The following is a 20,819-nucleotide window of genomic DNA, read 5'->3' on the forward strand; positions in this document are numbered from 1 at the left end:
GGGGAGCGGGGAGGCCGACAGCGGGCGTCCGCGCGTGCTTCCGTAGCCGCAGGCTCTGACAAGAAGGGCGGAGACACGACCACCCAGTGAAAGGTGAAAACGCCGACTCGACAGGTGCCTCCCGAGCAGCGATGAGCGTCTCCGGTGTCGGCTCCGGCGGCAGGGTGTCCGCCTTGGCCGGCCTGGCAGCCGCCGTGCTCGGCGATCGGAGGCATGGCGGTGGGGGTGGACCGGCACGGCAGGGGATCCGAGGGGGTTCCCCGCCGTCGAAGTCCACGCCCGCCCACTTCTGCAACATCGTCCACTGGACGCGGTGACGAGGCGTACGTCCTGAGTCCGGGCCTCCCGTCCGCCGGCGCAAGCGCTTGTTGCACATGGCCAGATCATTACCCCGCCCCGACCGCGTCATCCAGCGTGAGGACCGGCCGCCACGCCCGCGAAATCTTCGGCGAACACACGTCGGACCACTGCGAACGCACCTGTGCGGCAGCAGGAAAAGAACCCGATTCCATCCGGACCTCACCCCGCGCCCGTCGGAATCCCCGTCGGCCTGAACATCTCTGCCGAATCAAGCCATGGCGCACTAGACTCAGAACGAATGATCACGGGGAGGCCGCAGTTGTTGCATGTCGCTTTAGTGAACATGCCATTCGCCGACTGGAATCGTCCGTCATTCGCCCTGGGGCAGTTGTCGACTCTCGTTCACCGGGAGTTCGACGACCGGGCGCGAGCGCACGTGTGCTATCTCAACCAGGACATGGCCGAGTTCTTCGGGACACGACTGTACGAGGCCCTCTCCGTGAGTCACGATCATGTGGACACAGGGATCGGGGACTGGCTGTTCCGGCACATCGCCTTTCCAGGCGAGGTTGACACTGCCACCGAGTACTTTCAGCGCTACTATCGGGGTGCCCGGTGGGCCGACTTCCGTGAGCAGATCCTGTCGGCGCGGGACGGACTGCGGGAGTTCTGCCAGGAACTGATTGACCGCTACCGGCTTGACGAGGCCGACATCGTGGGGTTCAGCTCGATGTTCGCCCAGCATGTGCCGAGTATCGCCCTGGCGCGGCTGATCAAGGAGCGCAGCCCCCAGACGCTCGTCGTGCTCGGTGGGGCGAACTGCGAGGCGCCCATGGGCTCGGTGGTCGCCGAGCATGTGCCGGCCGTCGACTTCGTCTTCTCCGGGCCCGCGCTGAACACTTTTGGCGAGTTCCTGCGGTGTGTCCTCGACGAGGATCTGGAGCGCGCCGATGCCGTTCCAGGAATCCTTTCCGAGCGGAACTGCCGAGACCCGCGCTTCCGCAAGGCCATCGGCGCGGAACGCGATATCGACGACTTCTTCCTGCCCGACTACGACAGTTTCTTCGAGGCGCTGGAGGGCCATCCGGAACTGCGGCGCACGGGTACCAGCAAACCCATGCTGTTCTTCGAGACGTCCCGCGGCTGCTGGTGGGGACAGCGTTCGCACTGCACCTTCTGCGGGCTGAACGGCGAAAGCATGGCTTTTCGGGCCATGGCTCCGGACCTGGCAGTCCAGCAGTTCGAGTGGCTATTCGGCTTCGCGCCCGCCTACACCTCGTTCTTCTGCACGGACAATGTGATGCCACGCAATTACTCGCGTGAGGTCTTCCCTCGACTCGACCCGCGGCCGGGGGTCGAGATCTTCTACGAGGTCAAGCTCCCCCTGAGCCGTCAGGACCTGCACGCCATGACGGACGCGGGCGTCACCGTCGTCCAGCCCGGCATCGAGGCGCTGTCCTCCTCGACGCTCAAACTGATGGGCAAGGGCACGACCGCGTTCCAGAACCTGCAGTTCCTCAAGAACTGTGAGGAGTTCGGGATCAAGCCCGAGTGGAACCTGCTGATCGGCTTCCCCGGCGAGGACCCGACGGTCTACCGCAAGTACGCCGAGGAACTGCGCGACTTCGTCCACCTGGTGCCGCCGCACGGCGTGTACATGGTGCGCTTCGACCGCTTCAGTCCCTACTTCAAGCGGAGCGACGAGTACGGGCTCGTCCTGAAGCCGGTGGACTATTACTCCCTCACGTATCCCTTCGACGAGTCGGCGCTGGCCGATCTCGCGTACTTCTTCGCCGACCAGAACCTGGCGCCGTACATGCTCGACGCGGTCGAGTGGCATGACGAGTTGAGCGGGCTGGTCACCCAGTGGCGTGCGGCCTGGTACGAGGAGGACGGAGCGGCCCGTCGCGAACTGCGGCTGGTCGCCGATGACGACGGCCGGCTCACGGTTCGTGATTCCCGTTCCGGGGCCCTGCGGACGCACCCGGTCGACTCGGTGACTGGCCGGCTGCTGCGTCGACTGTCCTCGCCGGCCAAGCTCGAGCAGCTGGCCCGGGACTGGCCGGAGGGGCCAGACGATCTGCGGCAACGCCTGGACACGCTGACCGAACAGCGGTTCCTCTTCGCGGAGAACGGCCGGGTGATGAGCCTGGTGCTGACCGGAGCGGACGGTGAGATCGAGGAACCCGCGCGGCAGGAGCGCGCCACGGTCGGCGCCCGGCGGCTGCTGCCGCTGTTGTCGGAGGCACCGCGATGACGGTCGAGACCACCCCGATGCTCCCGCTGGTCCTCGAGGGACACGGCGAGTCGGCCGTCGAACGGCTGCGCGCCCGGAGGGAGGAACTGCGGGCCGCGCTGCGCGAACGCGGTGCGCTGCTGCTGCGCGGCTTCGACGTCGGGGGAGCCGACGGCTTCGCGGACATCGTCCGCGCGCTCTCCGGCGAGCCGCTGCCGTACACCGAGCGTTCCTCCCCCCGGAGTGTGATCAAGGGGAACGTCTACACGTCCACCGACTACCCGCCCGGTGAAGAGATCTTCCTGCACAACGAGAACTCGTACCAGGCGAGTTGGCCGCTGACCCTGTACTTCCACTGTGTGCGCCCGCCGCTGACCCGGGGCGCCACGCCGCTGGCCGACACCCGGCGGGTGCTGGCCGCCGTCGACGACGAGGTGCGCCGGGAGTTCGACCGGCGCGGCTGGACGGTCGTACGCAACTACGGCGACCTGGTCGGCCTGCCGTGGCAGGAGGCGTTCGCCACCGAGGACCGCGCGCAGGTCGAGCGGTACTGCCGGGAGCGGGACATCGAGGCACAGTGGCTGCCCGGCGGCGGGCTGCGCACCCGGGCGGTACGGGAGGTCGTCCACCGGCATCCGGTGACCGGCGAGCCGGTGTGGTTCAACCACGCGACGGTCTTTCACGTCACGACGCTGCCGGAGTCAGTCCGGCTCGGGCTGCTGGAGATGCTGGGCGAGGAGAATCTGCCCAGCCAGACCTACTACGGCGACGGCGGACCGATCCCGGACGCCGTCATGGACCATCTCCGGGCCTGCTACCGGGCCGCGGCGACCCGTTTCGACTACCGTGCGGACGACGTCCTGGTGATCGACAACATGCTGGTCTCGCACGGCCGCGAGCCGTTCACGGGGCCCCGCCGGATCGCGGTCGCCATGGCGGAGCCGTACACCCCCGACCGCTAGCCCCAGGACGGAAGACCCTCGCATGTCCGCGCGTTCACTCTGGTCCAACCGGGACTTCTCCGTCTTCTGGGCGGTCCAGGCGCTGTCCGAGGTCGGCAACGCCTTCTCCCTGGTGGCGCTTCCGCTGCTGGTGCTGCACACCACCGGGTCGGCGGCGCAGATGGGGTTGCTCACGGCCGTCGCCGGCGCCACCTCGTTGCTCACCGGTCTGGTCGGCGGCACCTGGGTCGACCGCTTCGACCGGCGGCGCCTGCTGATGCTGTGTGATGCCGCCCGGCTGGTGCTGTACGGCGCGATCCCGGTCTGCTGGGCCCTGAGCCCGCAGATCTGGCTGCTGTACGGGGTCATGGCGCTGGCCTCGGTCTTCGAGATGCTGTTCAAGATCACATATGTCACCGCCGTGGCGAACCTCGTCGCCAAGGAGCAGATCGTCTCGGCGAACGGCCGGCTGGAGGCGACGAACGCGATCGCGTACATCGCCGGCCCGGCCCTGGCCGGTGTGGTGGCCGGGTTCTTCGGGCCGACGGCCGCCGTCGCGATCAATGCGGGCAGCTTCGGGATCTCTCTGGCGGGCCTTGCGTTCATCAGGTTCAGGCCCATCGCGCGGCCGCCGGCCGACGAGGCCGAGAGCAAGGCGGCCCGGGCCCAGGACCTGCGCTCCGGCTTCCGGGGCGGCGCCGCGTTCCTGTGGCGCACGCCGGTGCTGCGGGCGCTCACCGTGCTGCTGACCGTCACCACCTTCCTCAGCCTGGGCATGACCGATGTGTTCATCTACCACCTGCGGCACGGTCTGGGGCAGGACGAACGCACGGTGGGCTACGTCCTCGCGCTGGCCGGGCTCGGCACGTGCGCGGCCGCCGCCGCGACCGCCAGGCTGCGCCGCTCCTGGGGGTTCGGCCCCTGCTGGCTCGGCGCGATGGGTCTGTGCTCGGTGTCGGTGCTGGTGCTGGGCGAGACCGGGCGGGTGTCCGTGGCGGCCGTGACGATCTGTCTTTACTCCTTCGGCATGGCACTGGCCGGCGTCTGCTCGATGTCCCTGCGGCAGCAGGTCACGCCGGACCATCTGCTCGGCCGGGTCACCTCCGCGTTCTGGACGATCCACGGCAGCCTCGCGCCCCTCGGCGCGGCCCTGCTCACCGCCCTGATCGGCCGGCTGGGGACACGCGGGCCGCTGACCGCGGTGGCGGTCGTCTTCCTGGCCGTGGTGGTGGCCGCCGCCTTCACCCCCATTCGACAGCGCCGGCCGGAGCAGACCGCCGTACCGCCCCCGCAGACGCGGCCCACTGATGCGCCGCTACCACGAGAGGAGAGTCACGGGGATGACGCCGAAACCCGACGATGACGACCGGCTGTACAAGGTCGTGGTCAACCATGAGGAGCAGTACTCCGTCTGGCCCGCCGACCGGGACAATCCGGCCGGATGGTCGGACGTGGGCAGGACCGGCCCGAAGTCCGAATGCCTCGCTCATATTGAGGACGTGTGGAGTGACATGCGTCCGCTGAGCCTGCGCCGTCGCCTGCGGGCGGGCGAACAGGACGCACCGGCCTGACGGAACGGACAGGACGGACCGGTGGCGGAGGGCGCCGACCGGGCCGGCTGACTCTCGGTCCGTCACCGCACCCGCCGTACCGCGAACCAGGGAAGGCCATCGTGCACGACGACCTGGAAACACGACCGACGGCCCGCTCGGCAGGGGCGCCCCGGCTGGCGCTCTCCCACGGCCAGAAGAGACTTTGGTACCTGGAGCAGATCGCCGTCGCTGCGCCGGTCCACCACGTGTCCGCCGCCACTTTGGTCGAAGGCCCGCTGGACGCCGGTCGACTGGCGTCCGCCCTGCGGGACTGTGTCTCCCGCCATGAGCTGCTCCGCAGTACCTTCGACGATCGCGGGGACGGGCCGCGCCGTACCGTCCGTGCGACGGCCGACGTGCCGCTGCGGCAACTGGGGTCCGTGCCCGAGGCGGAGCTGCGGGGTGTACTCGCAAAAGAGAGCGGTCGGCCCTTCGCCCTCGGCAGCGGGCCCGTACTACCCCTCACATCGAACGGCAAGGTGGACCAGGCCGCGGTGAGATCCCTCGTCCAGGCCGGCCCCACCGGTTCCCCGGTCTCGTCGGCGGACGGGGCCGGCACACCGCCGGCCGACCCGGTCGAGGCCGCCGTGGCCCGGGTCTTCGAGGAACTGCTCGGTGTCGCCCCCGTCGGCGCGGACGACGACTTCTTCACGCTCGGCGGTCACTCCTTGCTGGCCGTACGGCTGATCGCACGGCTCAACGGGGAGTTCCACGCCGAGCTCCCGGTCCCCGTGCTCTTCTCAGAACCGGAGGCGAGGCCGGGGCCGGATCACGAGGCGGGGCGGCCCGGAAGGGCGGCCACGCCGAAGCACCTGGCCCGGCTGCTCAAGGCACGCAACACCGTCCCGCACACCCTTCCGGACGACATCGTGGCACTGCGGTCCCGGGGCGAGGGCACCCCGCTGTTCTGCGTCCACCCGGCAGGCGGTGAGGCCACCGGCTTCCGCCATCTCGCCGCCTGTCCCGAGCTGCGCGGCCCGCTGTACGCCCTCCAGACATCGGCGGACGGTGCCGACCACGAGGACCAGAGCGTCGAGGTGCTGGCCGCCCGCTATCTGACGGCCGTACGCGCGGTGGCGCCGACCGGCCCGTATCTGCTCCTGGGCTGGTCCATGGGCGGGCTGGTGGCCTTCGAAATGGCCCGGCTGCTCGAACTGCAGGGTGAGCGCACGGAGATGGTCTTCCTCGTCGAGAGCTACCTCTCCGCTCAGCTCCCGGAGTTCGACGAGGACGACGAGCGGGAGAAGCCCGGTCCCGTAGCGGAAGGGGACATGAGCGCCGCCGAGTTGCTCCGGCTGGACCTCCGGCGGCGCGCCAACCGCGCCCATCTGCGGGCCGCCCGGGCCTACCGCCCGTCGCGGTACACCGGCCCGGTCGCACTCGTCCAGGCCGACAAACAGGATGCGGACTTCCGGCGCACCGCGATCCGCTCCTGGTCCTGTGTCTGTGCCCCCACCCGGCTGACCCACCACGTCCTGGAAGGAGACCACCTAACCCTGTTCGAGCCACCGTACGTCACCGAACTCGCCCGCCTGATCGACCGCACGACCCAGTAGTTCACCGGACGCAGGAGCGTCGTTCTCGTCGGCGCCGACGCTGGGGCCGTCGGCTTCCAGGGGAACGGGCGGGATGGCCGCCTGCCCTCGCCGCGCAGCACTGCGGCGTAGGCGGGCGACACCGGCTTGGTGGGGGTCGGTGTGTCGTCCGAGGCGCCGAACTCGTCGGCGAGTTGGCGCGGGGATCCGGTGCACCCGCAAGCCCTCCGGCCACCCCCCGTGCCACCCGAACTTCGTTGGCGCACGCTCAAGGTTCACTGTTGCAGGACCCTGCCCCGTCCGACCTGTCGATCGTTTGCGACCTGGGCTTTCGGCGCTCAGGGGCGCACGCGAATGACGGTCTTGCCCTTCCGCCGCTCGGCCGGGTTGAGCGCAGGGACGGCGTCGTCGAGGGTCGCGACGGTTCCGATGTGCGTGCGAAGGCGCCCGTCCCGCACCCGTTCGACGATCTCCACCAGCTGACTCGGAACGGACTCGACGACGAAGTCGACCGCCAAGCCGTCGGCAGGGCGAGCCTCAACAGGCCCGACCACCGACACCAGCGTCCCGCCAGGCCGGAGGATTCTCGCCGAGCGCCTTTGGATGTCAGCGCCGATGACATCGAAGACCACGTCGACCCCGCCGATGTCGTCGAGATCCTCGGTGGCGAGGTCGAGGAACTCGTTCGCGCCGAAGTCGAGCGCCGCCTGGCGGTCCGCCGCCCGCCCGGTACCGATGACGTAGGCGCCGAACTCCCGGGCGAGCTGCGTAACCACGGACCCGACTGCGCCGGCGGCGCCGTGTGCGAGGACGCTCTGCCCCGCCTGAAGACGACCGTGCTGGAACAGACCTTGCCACGCGGTCAGGCCGGAGATCGGCAGGCTCGCACCCACCGTGAAGTCGACGTTCCCCGGCAGCGGCGCCAGGTTGCGTGCCTCCACGGCCGCGTACTCGGCCAGGGTTCCATCGCGGTGCCAGTCCGTGATCCCGAACACCCGCTGTCCCAGCGAGAGCCCCGTCGTGCCGTAGCCGAGGGAGGTGACCACTCCGGCGAACTCGTGGCCGATGATCGCCTGGGCTCGATCGCGACCGGCGCGATCGACCCACGTCGAGGGCCACTCCCACTCCGCGGGGACGAAGCCCGACGCATGGACTTCAACGACGACGTCGTTGATCGCCGGCGTCGGCTCAGGCCGCTCCGCGAGTGTGATCCCGGCTGCTTCCGCGGACGGATCCGTCGCGACGATTGCCTTCACTGGTACCTCCGTATATCTCGTGCTCGCCGGCTCTGTGCGCCGCCCAGGCCATGGAGTGGGCCGACCAGCCCACAGAGGAACGGCAACAAGATCCGTCACCACAGACGGATGGACCACTGAAACGCGTCGAGTCCAACCGGAGCTCGACGAGCACCACACACCCAGGCGCTAGTCTCACGGCGATGTCGTATACGACATCGGTACGACACGGCTCGTGCGATCACTGAGGCGGACCGGCCCGCCAACTTCGCCCGCTGGGTGTTCCTCGAACCGGTGGCCCGGGACATCCTGGTCGACTGGGAACCCGAGGCACGCGGCCTGCTCGGCCGGCTTCGGACGCTAGCGGCACGCCACTCCGGCGACCCGCGGTACACCCGGCTGATCGAGGACCTGAACGAGGGCAGCCCAGAGGTACGGGACTGGTGGCCGCAGTACGAGGTGCAGGCCCGGCACAGCGGTCGCAAACGGCTACGACACCCGCAACGGGGAGCGATCGATTATGCGTACACCGCTTTTCACCTGGCCGAACAGCCGGAACAGACACTGGTCGTCTATGCCCATGGCAGCGAACCGCCCGACGGGAGCGCAGCCATGACCGGCGAATGAAGGAAGAGGCCGGGGGTACGCCGTTCTTCAATGCCGGGCCGCACACGGCTACTTCTCCGTCGGCTCCCGGGTGGGCGCGACCCCAGTGGGGCACAACGAGCCCGTTTCGTCTCGAACCAGGGGATCAGGCTGACCCCGCCCCACCGAACCCGGTGGCCCTTATCTCGCCACGCGGAGCCGCCACAACGTGGGACGCGGCCTGCACAGTGCGAAGAACTCGTCCGTGGACCCACGAGGGTCCCGGCAGCGCCGGGCGTGCCGCGCCGCGAGACACCCCCGAACACCCTGCAATACCGCTTTGACGGGCCAGAAGACGCTCCGGTCCTGATCTTGGGTCCCTCACTGGGTACCACATGGCACAGGTTGTAGGAACCGTCTTGGGGGGTCCACGTCAGTCCAGGGCGGCCGCGAAATAGCAGGTCAGGGCATCGCGGTCCGGGGGAGTCGACGTAGTTGGTGACAGACGTGTGAGAGCGCCCGTGCGACGAGGAGCCCCGCAGGGGCGCCCCGGCGGGGCTTCTGAGTAGGTGGGATTCAGTGTCCGTCGTGGGCACCATTGCACTCGGATTCTCCTCTCTCAAGCACCCGAAGCAAGGCCACGGAGACGACGCGCCTGTTATGGCCGATGTGCAGCATGCGGCCCGAACTTTCTCGAACAACCAGGCTGTATCCTTCACTCCTGCAAATCTCAACGCCTTTGGAGATGTCTGCAGCATCGGAACGCCCGCCGCGGCATTGCCGGAGACGGCGGTCGCCAGCCTCTCACGCGTCACCGCCGAGGACTTCTCTCTCTTCATCGCGCGGCCGCACTGCTTTGCCGGTCTGGTAGTCGGGTGGCATCGCTACGCGCCGCTCGCTGCCGGACGCTGCCCGCAACCTTGCGGTCCATCCGCAGGGGCTTGGAGATGACGTCGATGGCGACGCCTTTGTCTTACATCTCGTGCACCGCGGCGAAGTGGCGCCGGGTGTTCGCTGCCCGCTTTCCCTCGATGGCCGGGGGCGCGACGGAGGGCTCCACAACCGCGCCCTGGGCCTCGTCTTGTGGTGGCGTGAGGCGGTGCAGGTGGGCGAGGGCGCACTTCTCGAGCGTCTTGACAGGTTGAGCCAGAGATGAAACCTGTCCGCGATCTGGACCGCGTCCGGCGCGGCCGTGCGGACTGCCTCCGCATATGCGCTGGCCCTGTCTCTGCATACGATCTCCGCTCCGGGGTGCTGTCGGAGCCAGGCGGTGAAGGTCTCGGCGCTGCGGTCCGGCAGCACGTCCACCGGGCGGTCGGCTTCAATGTCGATCAGCACAGTCCCGTAGACGTGACCGCGTTTGAGGGTGAAGTCGTTGACACCCAGCACCCGCGGCCTCCGCTCCGGCCCTGTCGGCAGGGCCCGGACGAGGCTGAGCTGGGTGTTCGGGCTGACCCGGCAGCGCAGCATGGCCGCGAGGCGGGCCCCGGCCCGCCCGGTCAGGAACCGGCCGATCACCGCCAGCATCGTCTGCTGGAGCTGGCTGCGCCGCCCGTATCGGAAGGATCCGTCATCTGTGAGACAGGGCCGACTCATAGAGGATTGTGAGTCGACTTGCCTCACGGTGGCGTGGGTCATGCGATCGATTGCGCGTGTCGCGTTGACAGGACCGGCGAGATGAACTGATGATGTAATCAGTTATGCAGCTTTGATCAACGGCGTCGCCGACAGGGCGGGCGCCCTCACCCCAAGGAGAGATGCCATGAGCGAGAAGGACCTGCATGCGAAGTTCCAGAAGCTGCCCGAGGCCGTCCGTGAGAAGGTCGACGCGACGTTGGCGGACGCGAAGATCGCGCTCAAGCTGAAGGTCGCCGAGATCCTGGCTGACAAGGAGGAGGTGACCGAGCATGCCGTCACCACCGCCGGCCGGATTGGCGCCAAGAGCGGTGAGGTGTCGGAGCTGACGACGATCCTGCCGCTGAAGCCGCACGGTGCCGAGCGGCTGCGGAAGTTCTTCAAGCTGGTCGGCGGGAACCTGGCGGGCGCCGGTCAGGTCGGCACGCTGCACAACATGCGGTTCGTGTTCCTGGACAACGACACCAAGCTGCTGTTCGCAACCGCATTCGACGGCGAGTGGGACCCCTACATCGACGACTTCGCCACCAAGATCCCCGACTTCATGGACTACCTGTTCAGCAACGTCGAGGGCTGGCCCGGCATCACCTCGCCCGATGTGAAGGACTTCATCGTGAAGTACCAGATCCCGGCGGAGGCGTGGTTCGTCGCCCACCCGGGCCTCACTGTCGCGGAAGGCGCCCGCCTCAAGCGGCAGGAGTCCGCCGTACAGCGGTTCCTGTCCGACCTCAACTGAGGGCAGGCGCACCATGTCCGTCTTCCGACGCCTGCGCCGCCCGCCCACGCTGGATCTCGACGATATCCAGGCAACCTTGCTGCGTGCCCGGCCCGAACCCTACTTCGGCACCCACGCGATCCTGGAGATCACCGAACCATCGGCGGGCAAGGAACTGCTGCGCCGGCTGGCCCCGAGGGTGACCTCGGCGGCCCGCTGGGACGAACCGCGGCCGTCCTGGCTGGCCCTCGCCCTCAGCTACCAGGGACTGGTCGCCCTGGGCGCGCCGCAGGAGTCGCTGGCCTCCTTTCCTGCCAACTTCCGTGCCGGCATGGCCGCCCGTGCCGAACGGCTGCGTGACACCGGCGTGAACGCGCCGGCGAACTGGGAGTTTCCCTTCGGCACGCCGCGCGTGCACGTCGCCGTCACGGTCTACGCCGCGAGTGAGGGCGACTGGCGTGCCGAAGTCGCCGCCTATGAGAAGGAGTTGCGGGATGTCCCCGGCGTGCGGCTGCTGTCGCACCAGGACTTCGCGGCCGACGGCTTCAATGTGTTCGGCTACCGGGACGGCTTCAGCCAGCCGGTGGTCGAGGGCAGCGGCGCCGAACCCCTGCCGGGCGACGGCCGACCGATCAAGGCAGGCGAGTTCGTGCTCGGCTACCCGAGCGAGACCGGCCACGCGCTGCCCGTACCGGCTCCGGACGTCCTCGGCCGCAACGGCACGTACGTCGTCTTCCGGAAGTACCACTCCCATGTAGCCGCCTTCAACAAGTGGCTGCACGACAACGCCCGCACCGAGGCCGAACGCGAACTGCTGGCCGCCAAACTCGTCGGCCGCTGGCGCAGCGGCGCACCACTCGCCCTGGCCCCGGAGCGCGACAACCCCGCGATCGGTGAGGACCCGAACCGGATCAACGACTTCGACTACGCCGCCGACCCGCGTGGGCTGTGCACCCCCCTTGGCTCCCACATCCGCCGCATGAACCCGCGCGACACGAAGCTGACGGTCCTCACCGACGTCAACATCCGCCGGATCATCCGGCGCGGCACCTCCTACGGCACCTCGCTGCCCCCGGACCGCCTCAAGGACGACGGCAAGCCGCGCGGCCTGGACTTCATCGCCCTCGGCGCTCGTGCGATCGACAACGTCGAGTTCCTGCAGAGCGAGTGGGTCGGCTCCGGCAACTTCATGGGCCTGGGCAAGGAGAAGGACCCGATGATCTCGCTCCAGGACAAGGGTGCCTACTTCACCGTGCCCGGCACCCCGCCCCGCCGGGTGCAGAACATCCAGTCCTTCAACACCCTGCTCGGCGGCGAGTACTTCTTCATGCCCAGCCTGTCCGCCATCCGCTGGCTGAGCACCATCTGACCCCCACCCCGCGCGGAGGCATCAATGACCTCGTACGTCCGCTACCGGCCCGACCTCGAACAGCCCTTCCCGAACGAGCAGGAACTCGTCCGCCAGGTCGTCGAGGCCATGGGCAAGGCCAACCAGCAGGTCGCCGACAAACACCGGCACGGCATGCGCGACGCCCACGCCAAGAGCCACGGCGTCCTCGCCGGCGAACTGCGCATCCAGCCGAACCTTCCCGCCCACCTCGCCCAGGGCCTCTTCGCGGAACCGGCCACCTACCCGGTGATCGTCCGCTTCTCCTCCGCCCCCGGCGACCTGCGCTCCGACCAGGTAGCCGTCCAACGTGGCATCGCGATCAAGGTGATCGGCGTACCCGGGCCCCGCGCCCTCGACGACGGCTTCACCACCCAGGACTTCCTGCTGGTCAACCACCCCACCCTGCCCTTCGGCAATATCGCCGAGTACGCCAAACTCCAGGACCTGCTGGAAAAACAGCCCCGCCAGAGCGATCAGCAGCTTCAGCTCACCGGCCTGGCCGCCCGAGCCGCCGCCAAGGCCCTCACTCGCGTCGGACGCCCACTCCCACCGGCCGTCGAGACTCTGGCCGCCGCCAACCACCACATCCTCGGCGAGACCTTCCACTCCATGGCCGCCCTGCGCTACGGCGACCACGTCGCCAAGGTGTCAGCCGCCCCGCGCTCGGCGAACGTGAAGGCCCTCACGGGCCGCCCTGTCGAAAAGAAGGCAGGCGGATCGGCGCTGCGCGATCTCGTCGTCGACTTCTTCGCCCACAACAGCGCCGAGTACGACATCCGCGCCCAGCTCTGCACGGACATCGAGCGCATGCCTGTGGAGGACGCCTCCGTCTTGTGGCCCGAGGAACTGTCACCGCACGAGGTCGTGGCGGTGCTTCACCTCCCCGCCCAGGACGCCTACAGCGACGCCCGCCGCCGGTACGCCGACGACGTCCTCTCGTTCAGCCCCTGGCACGCCCTGGAGGCCCACCGCCCGCTGGGTTCCATCATGCGCTCGCGTCGGGCCGCCTACCCCGCCTCCAGCGACTTCCGCCACCGCTTCAACGGGATCGAGCCGCAGGAGCCGTCCGACATCAAGGAGCTCCCCGCCTGATCAGGACCGCCCGGTCCGTGGATGCGGCCACGGATCGGGCCGAAGCTCGCGTGTCAGAATGAAGGCGTCTGTCCTTCCGCCCGCCTGCAGCGAGGTTCTTCCGTGTCCCAGTCCGTCGGCCGCGTGCCACAGCGACGCAACGCGCGGTCCAACCGGGCGCGCATCCTGGCCACCGCACGTCAGGAGCTGGGGCGGAACCCCGACATCACCCTGGAGGAGCTGGCTCGCGCCTCCGGTGTCGTCAGGCGCACCCTGTTCGGGCACTTTCCCGGACGGGCGGCGCTCCTGGAGGCGCTGGCCGAGGAGGCCGCCGAGGCTCTGCAGACAGCCGTGGCGGTCGAAGCGCCGGTGGGGGAGCCGGCGGACCGGGCGCTCGCGCACTTCACCCTGTCGATGTGGCCCGTGGGTGACCGCTACCGGATGCTCCTGGCGCTGGCCCGTCGGGATCTTGGCGTGGAACGTGTCGACGAGATCCTCAAGCCCGCCCGTGTCAGGGTCACCGGCATCCTGGAGCAGGGTCAGCGCGACGGCGTCTTCCACTCCCATCTGCCGCCCGCCGTGCTCAGCGCCGGTCTGGAGGCGATGGCGGTCGCCCTGCTGGAAGAGGTCAACACCGGGGCGTTCGAGGACGACGGCACCCGCGTGGCCGTTGCCACGCTCATCGCGGCCGGTGTCCCGGAGGAGCAGGCGCTCGCCGTGGTCGACGTCGCCGCTGCCACGGCGGCGGCGGAGCATGTTGCCGACGACTGAGCCCCGGTGCGCCCCGTTGAGGCAGTGGTCAGGACAGACCCCGGCGTGAAGGCGCCGGGGTCTCTTTCATGTGCACCAAGATTTAACTACTCCCGAGTGTGCAATTATTTTGTCGCACCCTGTGGCCTGCCCGTCGGCACGCGCTGCCCCTCCTGCTCGTACCTCGTGATGGAGTACGGCGACACGGGACGACGCAGACGTCGGTCGTGACCGGGACGGCCCAACATCTCTCGCCGGAGCAGGCGCTGGGGCGGGAGACCGAAGCCCGTGATGGAGGCGGCCGGCACCGTGGTTCTCATCGCCCACGACATGAGCTGCCAGCCGTCGGGCGGCGGGACACAGGCCGCCGGTGTGGCCACCACGCCGGCCTCGACGCCCGGTGGTCAGTAGGACCTCGTTGGCGCCGGTCAACACCGAGTCCTCGACCGACGAGTGCGGTCGAGGACTCTTGGCTGTCGTCCTCCGGGCTGCTGCGCAGCATGGGCGCGTCCGGTGGTCGGCTCCCTGGCGCGGACAGCAAAAGGGGACGGTGCCGGGCGTCCCCTCCCGGCACCGTCCGGGACCGTGCGCCGCTCAGGCACGGTCCGTCCTGGGGTGGTGAGGGCCGGAACAGGTGTCCGGCCCGTCACCTCGTGGGGCTCAGGCGACGCCCACGGACTCGGTTTCCTGCGCCGGCACCGGCGTGTCCTGCTGACGGTGCTTGCCGGTGTGCCCCCGGCCGGGCAGGACCGCGATGACGATCACGGCTCCGACGGCCATGATGATGCCGCCGATGAGGCTGGTGTGGGCGATGGCGTGGGCGAAGGACTCGTGCACCGCCGCGACCAGGGCCTGGGCCTGCTGGACTCCGCCCTGGGGATTCTTGGCGACCTGTTCGGCGACCGCGAGGCCGCCGCCGACCGAGTCCTTGGCGGTGTCCATCGCGGCGGCCGGGAGGTGGCCGCCGACCAGGTCGGTCAGCTTGTGCTTGTAGGTCGTGGCGAGGAGCGAGCCGAGGATCGCGATGCCGAGGGAGCAGCCGAGTTCCAGCGCGGTGTCGTTGGCGCCGCCGCCGACGCCCAGTTCCGACTCGGGGAAGGAAGCCATGATGGTGTCGGTGGCCGGGGACAGGCTCAGGCCGATCGCGAAGCCCAGCACGAGCAGGGACGGCAGGAAGTCGCTGTACGTCGACCCCGCCTCGATGCGAGTGAGCAGAACGACGCCCGCAGTCCCGAGCACCATGCCGACGCCCACGACCGCCTTCACACCCAGCCTCGGCGTCAGTTTCGCGGTCACCGCGGCGCCGACGAACACGGCTCCGGCCAGCGGCAGCAGTCGTACGCCGGTCTCCAGTGCGTCGTAGCCGAGGACGAACTGCAGGAACTGGGTGGAGTAGTAGATCGACCCGAAGGTGCCGAAGAAGAAGAACAGCACCGCCATCATCGAGCCGGAGAACCGGCGCTCGGTGAACTTGCGCACGTTCAGCATCGGGTTCGGGTGGCGCAGCTCCCAGGCGACGAAGGCCAGCAGGCCCACGCCGGCGACCACGGCCGCGGTGATCGGGCCGGTGCCCCAGCCGAAGTGCGGGCCCTCGATGGTCGCGTACACCAGCGAGCCGATGGAGACGATCGACAGCAGACCACCGACGTAGTCGATGCGGCCCATGCCCTCGGCCCTGGACGGCGGCACGAGCAGCAGCGCGCCGACGATGCCGAGGACCGCGATGGGGACGTTCATCAGGAAAGTGGAGCCCCAGGCGTGGTGCTGCAGCAGCCAACCCGCGGCGAGCGGGCCAGCGGCGATCGCGAGCCCGGAGGTGGCGGACCAGGCGGTGATGGCCTTGGCCCGCTCGGCCCTCGGGAAGATCGCGACGAGCAGGGACAGGGTGGCCGGCATGACGACGGCGGCGCCCACGCCCATGATCGCCCGTGCTGTGATGACCAGGTCCGTGTGGTGGACCTGGCTGCCCATCACCGAGCCGCCCGCGAAGATCAGCAGACCCAGGACCAGGGCGCCGCGGCGGCTGTACTTGTCGCCGATCGCACCCAGCACCAGCATCAGCGCGGCGTACGGGACGGTGTAGCCGTCGATGACCCACTGCAGGTCACTGCTGGACAGGCCCAGGTCCTTCGTCATGTCCGGCGCCGCCACGATCAGCGAGGTGTTCGCCATGACGACGATCAGCAGGCTCAGGCAGAGCACCAGCAGGGCCCACCAGCGCCGGGGATAGGGCCCGGCCATCTTCTCGGCGGGTGTGTCGGCAAAGAGCGGCATCGAAAGCTCCTCGGCAGGAGGGGAAGCGGAGGCTTCGGGATTCGCGGATCGGGGTGAGCGGTGCGGGCGCGGCCATGGGCCTGCGAGGCACCGGGGCGGGGCAGTTAATTGCCCATTGATGTGCAGGCTAGTTTATTGCCCGCCGATGTGCAACTATCGATCCGCACCCCACCGCCGTCCGGAGGTCCCCGCATGACCAGCGCACCTGTGACAGACACCCCGGGACGCAGCCGCACCCGCCTCACCCGGGCCCGCATCCTCGAAGCGGCCAGGCAGCAACTCGGCCGGGACCCCGACAGCAGCCTCGGTGACATCGCCGAAGCCGCGGGGGTGGTGCGCCGTACGGTCTACGGCCACTTCAACGGCCGGGCCGCGCTCGTGGACGGTCTGGTGGAGGACGCCGCGCAGGCACTGCGGCAGGCGCTCGCAAACCCGGGAGTTCCGGACGCGGACGCGGTCACGGCGCTGGCACGCTTCGTCCTCGCCGTATGGCCCGTCGGCGACCGGTACCGCATGCTCCTACGCCTGGCCCCACACGACCTCGGGGCCGAGCGGGTCACCGAGGTCCTGGCCCCCGCGCGCGAGACGGCGGCGGTGATCATCGCCCGAGGGCAGCGGCAGGGGGTCTTCCAGACCAGCGTGCCTGCCGGGCCGTTGAGCCGGGCACTGGAGGGCCATCTGCTGGGGCTCCTGGAGTGCGTCAACGCCGGCACCTGGAGCGACGACGGCACATACACGGCGGCTGCCGCACTGATCGCCATGGGTATGGACGGCGACCTCGCCGTCACCCGCGTCCGAAGCCTCGGCCGGCCGGAGCCGGTCGGCACCTAGTCCCGGACACCTGTCCCAAGAAGTTCCCGAGCGCGTCACAGAGATGGAGAGGGCACCATGTACCAGTCGCAGCCCGATGGCGAGTTCGTCGGCGAGTCGTACTACGGCGACGCCGCCGTATACGCGAGCCCGCCCCCTCCCCGGAGGTGGCGCAGGATCATCATCGCCGCGTCCCTGGCGGCGCTGCTGGTCGGCGCCGTCGTGGCCGACCGCATCGCCGCGGCCCATGCGGAGAGCCGTACGGCCGAGGGGTTCCAGGAGGGTATGGGCACGCCCGGCCGGCCTTCGGTGCACGTCGGCGGCTTTCCCGTGCTGACTCAGCTGGCCCAGGGCAGCCTGCGGCACGTCGACATCACAGCGAACGACATACCGGCCCGGGGGGCGACCCGGCCGCTGCCGGTGACGAAGTTGACCGTCGGCCTGGACGGGCTCAAGACCTCAGGAAACGCCAAGAAGGCTCATGCGCGCAGCGTCGAGGCGACCGCCTTCCTGTCGTACGACGACCTGTCGAGCGCCCTCGGCGTGCAGATCTCACAGGGCGACAAGCCAGGACGGGTCGACGCGACGGCCGGTCTGCCGCTCGCCGGGGACGTGACCGTGAGCGCGGCCGTCTCGGCGGCCAGCGGCAACCGCATCGCCTTCTCGGACATCCGTGTCACGCAGGGCGAACTGATCCCTCCGGCCAATGCGCTGCTCGAGACGGCCCTGTCGAAGCCCATCCCGCTCCAGAACGTCCCCGAGGGCCTGCGCCTGCGTTCGGTGACCCCCACGAAGAGCGGGATGGATGCCCGCTTCACCGGCAAGTCCGTTACTTTCCGCCCGAGTTCGTCGTCAGTCGCGTGAAGTGTCAGGCGAGGTCGGGGAGGGGTCGCCGGGCGACCTCGTGCGCGTCGTCCGCCGGGAGACCCAGCATGCGCAGGACCATCTCGGCGAGGTTGACCGCGGCCTCGTCGCCGTCCAGGTCGGGGCGGGCGAACCGCAGCTCCACCAGGGACAGCAGCGTTCCGCCCAGTGCCGACAGGGCGACCGTCGGCTCGACGGCGGTGAAGCGGCCGGAGGCCATGCCGACCTGGAGGTCGCGCAGGGCCCGGGGCGACAGGCCGTTGTCCGAGTGGATGTGACCGAGGCCGTGGCGGCGCAGGACCTGCATCAGTTCCGGGTGGGATTCGGCCATCCGCGCACTGAGCCGGAAACCCGCCGCCAGCAGCTCGGCCGGGTCGTCGATCCCCGTCAAGTGCTCGTCGAAGGTCTGGCCGAACTCCTCCAGAACGTCCACCACGGCCGCCTCGAACAGCTCGGTCTTCGAATCGAAGTGGTTGTAGAAGGAGCCGAATCCGACGTCGGCGCGTTCGGCGATCGCCTGGATGCTGGCGCTGGTGTCCCCGGTCTCGGCGAGGATCTGCCGGGCCGCGCGGACGAGCGCGCGACGGGTCTCGGCGCGGCGTCGCTCGAATCGGTTGCTGGGCGGGGCTGACGTAGGCATGCGCAGATCCTATCGGCAGGGCGATCGCGATTGCAGTCCTGATGAATTCATCATTTCCCGCCTGGTGCACCTTGACGTCAGAACTATCACAGTTGATGATTTTCTCATTACGGCAATGTTGCTCGGAGGGCACCATGTCTGAAACCCGGGTCCATGGGGCTGACGTCAAGACGGCCCACCAGGACCTCCACAGCGAACAGGGCGCCCTGCGCGGCGAGCATCCGGGCAGGTCCCGGAACCCGCTGATCAAGGTCGCCGACCTGGCCTGGCTGGAGTTCGAGAAGCCCGACCTCGACCGGGCCGAGATCTTCGCCCGCGACTTCGGCTTCCAGATCGCCGCACGCACCGAGCGGGAGCTGTGGCTGCGCGGCACCTTCGCGGGCTCGCCCTGCATGGTGATCCGCCGCGGCCGTACGTCCCGTTTCATCGGCCCGGCGTTCCGCGCCGCCGAGCGAGCCGACCTCGACCGGCTGGCCCGCGCCACCGGCACGTCCGTGCGGGACGCCGACGTGCCCGGCGGTGGCAAGGCGGTCGACCTGCTCGACCCCTCAGGCTTCCCGGTGCGGGTGGTGCACTGCGGCGAGGAGTTGCCGGCGCTGCCCGAGCAGCGGCCGCTGCTGCTCAACTTCGGAACGGATCACCGCCGTACGAACGCCACCCAGCGGCCGCCGCGCGAGCCGTCCCGCATCCAGCGCCTCGGCCACGTCGTCTTGGAGACCCGGGTGTTCGCCCGGGCCCTGGACTGGTACCTGGACACCCTGGGCATGATCGTGTCCGACTTCCTCTTCCTGGACGGCCAGCGCGACCGGGGTCCGACGATGGCGTTCATCCGCTGTGATCTGGGCAGCGTGCCGGCCGACCACCACACCCTCGCCATGCACCTGGGGCCGGGCATCGGCTATGTCCACTCCGCCTGCCAGGTGACCGACCTGGATTCGATCGCGGCCGGCGGCGAGTACCTGGGCGAGCGTGGCTACAAGCGGAGTTGGGGTATCGGTCGGCACATCCAGGGCAGCCAGCTCTTCGACTACTGGCGCGACCCCGACCACTTCATGCTGGAGCACTTCGCCGACGGCGACCTGTTCTCCTGCGACGTCGAACCGGGCTGGGCGCCGATGTCCACGAGCGGCCTCGCCCAGTGGGGCCCGCCGGCCACCCGCGACTTCCTCGGCGCGAGCCCCTCCCCGCAGCGGATCCGCGACGTGATCGAGGTCCTGCGCGGCGACAACGAGATGGACCGCGCGCGCCTGTTCGGCCTGCTGAAGGCCGCGAACTCCTGATCCCCCTCACAAGAAGGAAATGCCATGAGCACCAACGTCCTGCGCACCATCGACGGCTGGTGGGCCGTCCGCGGCCACCGCGCCGTACCCGTCGACACCAAAGCCGCGACCACCGCCGAACTGATCGCCGACCGAGCAGCCGTGAGCGAGGCGGCTCTCTCGGACGACGCGGGCACGCCCGTCGCCGACCTGGTCGCCCTCTCGCCGGTCACGACCCCCTGCCGGGTGGTCGCCCAGATGGTCAACTACCGCAGCCACGCGCGTGATTCGGGATTCACGGGTGACATCCCGCCCGCCTTCTTCCGCAAGGCGTCCGGTTCGGTCAGCGGACCCCAGGAGAGCATCGTCCGGCCGCCGCATGTGAAGTTCCTCGACTACGAGGTCGAGCTGGGCCTGGTCATGGGGGCACCGCTGCCCGTCGGTACCGTGGTCGAGGCGCGGGACCTGCCGTCGTACGTCGCCGGGCTGGTGATCACCAATGACGTCAGCGCCCGCGACGTACAGCTGACCAAGACGCAGTTCTACGAGAGCAAGTCCTACCCGACCTTCACCCCGACCGGCCCGTACCTGACCCTGCTGGAGCCGGAGGACTTCGCCCATCTCCTCGACCTGCGGCTGAAGTTGTCCGTCAACGGCGAGCTGCGCCAGGACCGCACCCTCGCCGACATGATCGTCCGCCCTGCACAGGCCCTGACCCTGCTGGCCCGCTTCCAGACCCTGGACCCCGGCGACCTGCTGCTCACCGGCACCCCCGGCGGCACGGCCCTCAAGGCTCCGCCCAAGGCGGTGGAGAAGATCGGTTCCCTGCTGCCGCCCGCCGCGAAATGGAAGGCGTTCTTCAGGAGCCAGGCCCGCAACCCGCACTACCTGCACACGGGCGACGTGATCACGGCGACGATCGCGACCCCGGACGGCCGCATCGACCTCGGCGAGCAGCGCACGCCCGTCACGGACGCGAAGTAGGAC

17 protein-coding genes and 2 pseudogenes are annotated in these 20,819 nt (G+C 69.4%); 15 read left to right on the forward strand and 4 right to left on the reverse strand.

Annotated elements, in window-relative coordinates; translation table 11 throughout:
- The first annotated feature begins 598 nt into the window (after positions 1 to 598).
- The 5 genes from ACZ7HQ_RS08705 to ACZ7HQ_RS08725 all read left to right on the forward strand — a co-directional run bounded on the left by ACZ7HQ_RS08705 (position 599) and on the right by ACZ7HQ_RS08725 (position 6,625).
- The gene (locus ACZ7HQ_RS08705; RefSeq protein ID WP_470986534.1) at positions 599 to 2,557 is read left to right on the forward strand and encodes a RiPP maturation radical SAM C-methyltransferase; all 1,959 of its coding nucleotides are present in this window, start codon (positions 599 to 601) and stop codon (positions 2,555 to 2,557) included.
- Entirely contained in the window at positions 2,554 to 3,498 is a 945-nt protein-coding gene (locus ACZ7HQ_RS08710) for a TauD/TfdA family dioxygenase (protein ID WP_470986536.1), read from the forward strand. Before ACZ7HQ_RS08705 ends, ACZ7HQ_RS08710 begins: the two co-directional genes overlap by 4 nt.
- 22 nt (positions 3,499 to 3,520) lie before the next feature.
- Positions 3,521 to 4,840: an MFS transporter gene (locus ACZ7HQ_RS08715; RefSeq protein WP_470986538.1), complete on the forward strand. Its 1,320-nt coding sequence runs from the start codon at positions 3,521 to 3,523 to the stop codon at positions 4,838 to 4,840.
- Entirely contained in the window at positions 4,818 to 5,048 is a 231-nt protein-coding gene (locus ACZ7HQ_RS08720) for an MbtH family protein (protein WP_470986539.1), read from the forward strand. Before ACZ7HQ_RS08715 ends, ACZ7HQ_RS08720 begins: the two co-directional genes overlap by 23 nt.
- A 101-nt stretch (positions 5,049 to 5,149) precedes the next feature.
- Complete coding sequence (locus ACZ7HQ_RS08725; RefSeq protein WP_470986541.1) at positions 5,150 to 6,625, forward strand: thioesterase domain-containing protein; 1,476 nt, start codon at positions 5,150 to 5,152, stop codon at positions 6,623 to 6,625.
- Between the two features lie 317 nt (positions 6,626 to 6,942).
- Here ACZ7HQ_RS08725 and ACZ7HQ_RS08730 read toward each other — a convergent pair whose 3' ends face one another.
- The gene (locus tag ACZ7HQ_RS08730) at positions 6,943 to 7,860 is read right to left on the reverse strand and encodes an NADP-dependent oxidoreductase (protein WP_470986544.1); all 918 of its coding nucleotides are present in this window, start codon (positions 7,858 to 7,860) and stop codon (positions 6,943 to 6,945) included.
- Positions 7,861 to 8,040: 180 nt separating this feature from the next.
- Between ACZ7HQ_RS08730 and ACZ7HQ_RS08735 the strand changes: the two are divergent.
- Positions 8,041 to 8,466: pseudogene (locus tag ACZ7HQ_RS08735) on the forward strand (MmyB family transcriptional regulator); the annotation flags it as partial.
- A 546-nt stretch (positions 8,467 to 9,012) separates the two neighbouring features.
- On the forward strand, positions 9,013 to 9,375 hold the full coding sequence (locus tag ACZ7HQ_RS08740) for a hypothetical protein (RefSeq protein ID WP_470987153.1): 363 nt from the start codon (positions 9,013 to 9,015) through the stop codon (positions 9,373 to 9,375).
- 210 nt (positions 9,376 to 9,585) lie between these two features.
- On the opposite strand, the pseudogene ACZ7HQ_RS08745 reads toward ACZ7HQ_RS08740, so the two are convergent.
- Positions 9,586 to 10,062, reverse strand: a pseudogene (locus ACZ7HQ_RS08745) (ISL3 family transposase); the annotation flags it as partial.
- A 124-nt stretch (positions 10,063 to 10,186) separates the two neighbouring features.
- On the opposite strand from ACZ7HQ_RS08745, the gene ACZ7HQ_RS08750 reads away from it, so the two are divergent.
- From ACZ7HQ_RS08750 to ACZ7HQ_RS08765, 4 genes are all read left to right on the forward strand, one after another.
- A complete protein-coding gene (locus tag ACZ7HQ_RS08750) occupies positions 10,187 to 10,795 on the forward strand; it encodes a hypothetical protein (protein WP_470986545.1) in 609 nt (202 codons plus the stop codon).
- 13 nt (positions 10,796 to 10,808) lie between these two features.
- Positions 10,809 to 12,143 carry a Dyp-type peroxidase gene (locus tag ACZ7HQ_RS08755; protein WP_470986547.1) on the forward strand — a complete coding sequence of 445 codons (1,335 nt, stop codon included), beginning with the start codon at positions 10,809 to 10,811 and terminating at the stop codon, positions 12,141 to 12,143.
- 24 nt (positions 12,144 to 12,167) lie between these two features.
- Complete coding sequence (locus ACZ7HQ_RS08760) at positions 12,168 to 13,256, forward strand: catalase family protein (RefSeq protein WP_470986549.1); 1,089 nt, start codon at positions 12,168 to 12,170, stop codon at positions 13,254 to 13,256.
- A gap of 102 nt (positions 13,257 to 13,358) precedes the next feature.
- Positions 13,359 to 14,006 (forward strand): TetR/AcrR family transcriptional regulator, encoded by a 648-nt coding sequence (locus ACZ7HQ_RS08765; protein WP_470986550.1) that lies wholly within the window; start codon positions 13,359 to 13,361, stop codon positions 14,004 to 14,006.
- Between the two features lie 639 nt (positions 14,007 to 14,645).
- Here ACZ7HQ_RS08765 and ACZ7HQ_RS08770 read toward each other — a convergent pair.
- A complete protein-coding gene (locus ACZ7HQ_RS08770; RefSeq protein WP_470986551.1) occupies positions 14,646 to 16,259 on the reverse strand; it encodes an MFS transporter in 1,614 nt (537 codons plus the stop codon).
- Positions 16,260 to 16,451: 192 nt separating this feature from the next.
- Between ACZ7HQ_RS08770 and ACZ7HQ_RS08775 the strand changes: the two genes are divergently transcribed.
- Entirely contained in the window at positions 16,452 to 17,090 is a 639-nt protein-coding gene (locus ACZ7HQ_RS08775; protein ID WP_470986553.1) for a TetR/AcrR family transcriptional regulator, read from the forward strand.
- A gap of 57 nt (positions 17,091 to 17,147) precedes the next feature.
- Entirely contained in the window at positions 17,148 to 17,933 is a 786-nt protein-coding gene (locus tag ACZ7HQ_RS08780; protein ID WP_470986554.1) for an LmeA family phospholipid-binding protein, read from the forward strand.
- 4 nt (positions 17,934 to 17,937) lie between these two features.
- Here ACZ7HQ_RS08780 and ACZ7HQ_RS08785 read toward each other — a convergent pair whose 3' ends face one another.
- A complete protein-coding gene (locus ACZ7HQ_RS08785) occupies positions 17,938 to 18,573 on the reverse strand; it encodes a TetR/AcrR family transcriptional regulator (RefSeq protein ID WP_470986555.1) in 636 nt (211 codons plus the stop codon).
- A gap of 134 nt (positions 18,574 to 18,707) precedes the next feature.
- Here ACZ7HQ_RS08785 and ACZ7HQ_RS08790 point away from each other — a divergent pair, with 134 nt between their 5' ends.
- Together ACZ7HQ_RS08790 and ACZ7HQ_RS08795 are read left to right on the forward strand one after the other, a co-directional pair.
- Positions 18,708 to 19,853 (forward strand): VOC family protein, encoded by a 1,146-nt coding sequence (locus tag ACZ7HQ_RS08790; RefSeq protein ID WP_470986556.1) that lies wholly within the window; start codon positions 18,708 to 18,710, stop codon positions 19,851 to 19,853.
- Positions 19,854 to 19,877: 24 nt separating this feature from the next.
- Positions 19,878 to 20,816: a fumarylacetoacetate hydrolase family protein gene (locus ACZ7HQ_RS08795; RefSeq protein ID WP_470986558.1), complete on the forward strand. Its 939-nt coding sequence runs from the start codon at positions 19,878 to 19,880 to the stop codon at positions 20,814 to 20,816.
- Positions 20,817 to 20,819: the final 3 nt, after the last annotated feature.

It is taken from the genome of Streptomyces sp. NPDC037290 (genome assembly GCF_055603245.1).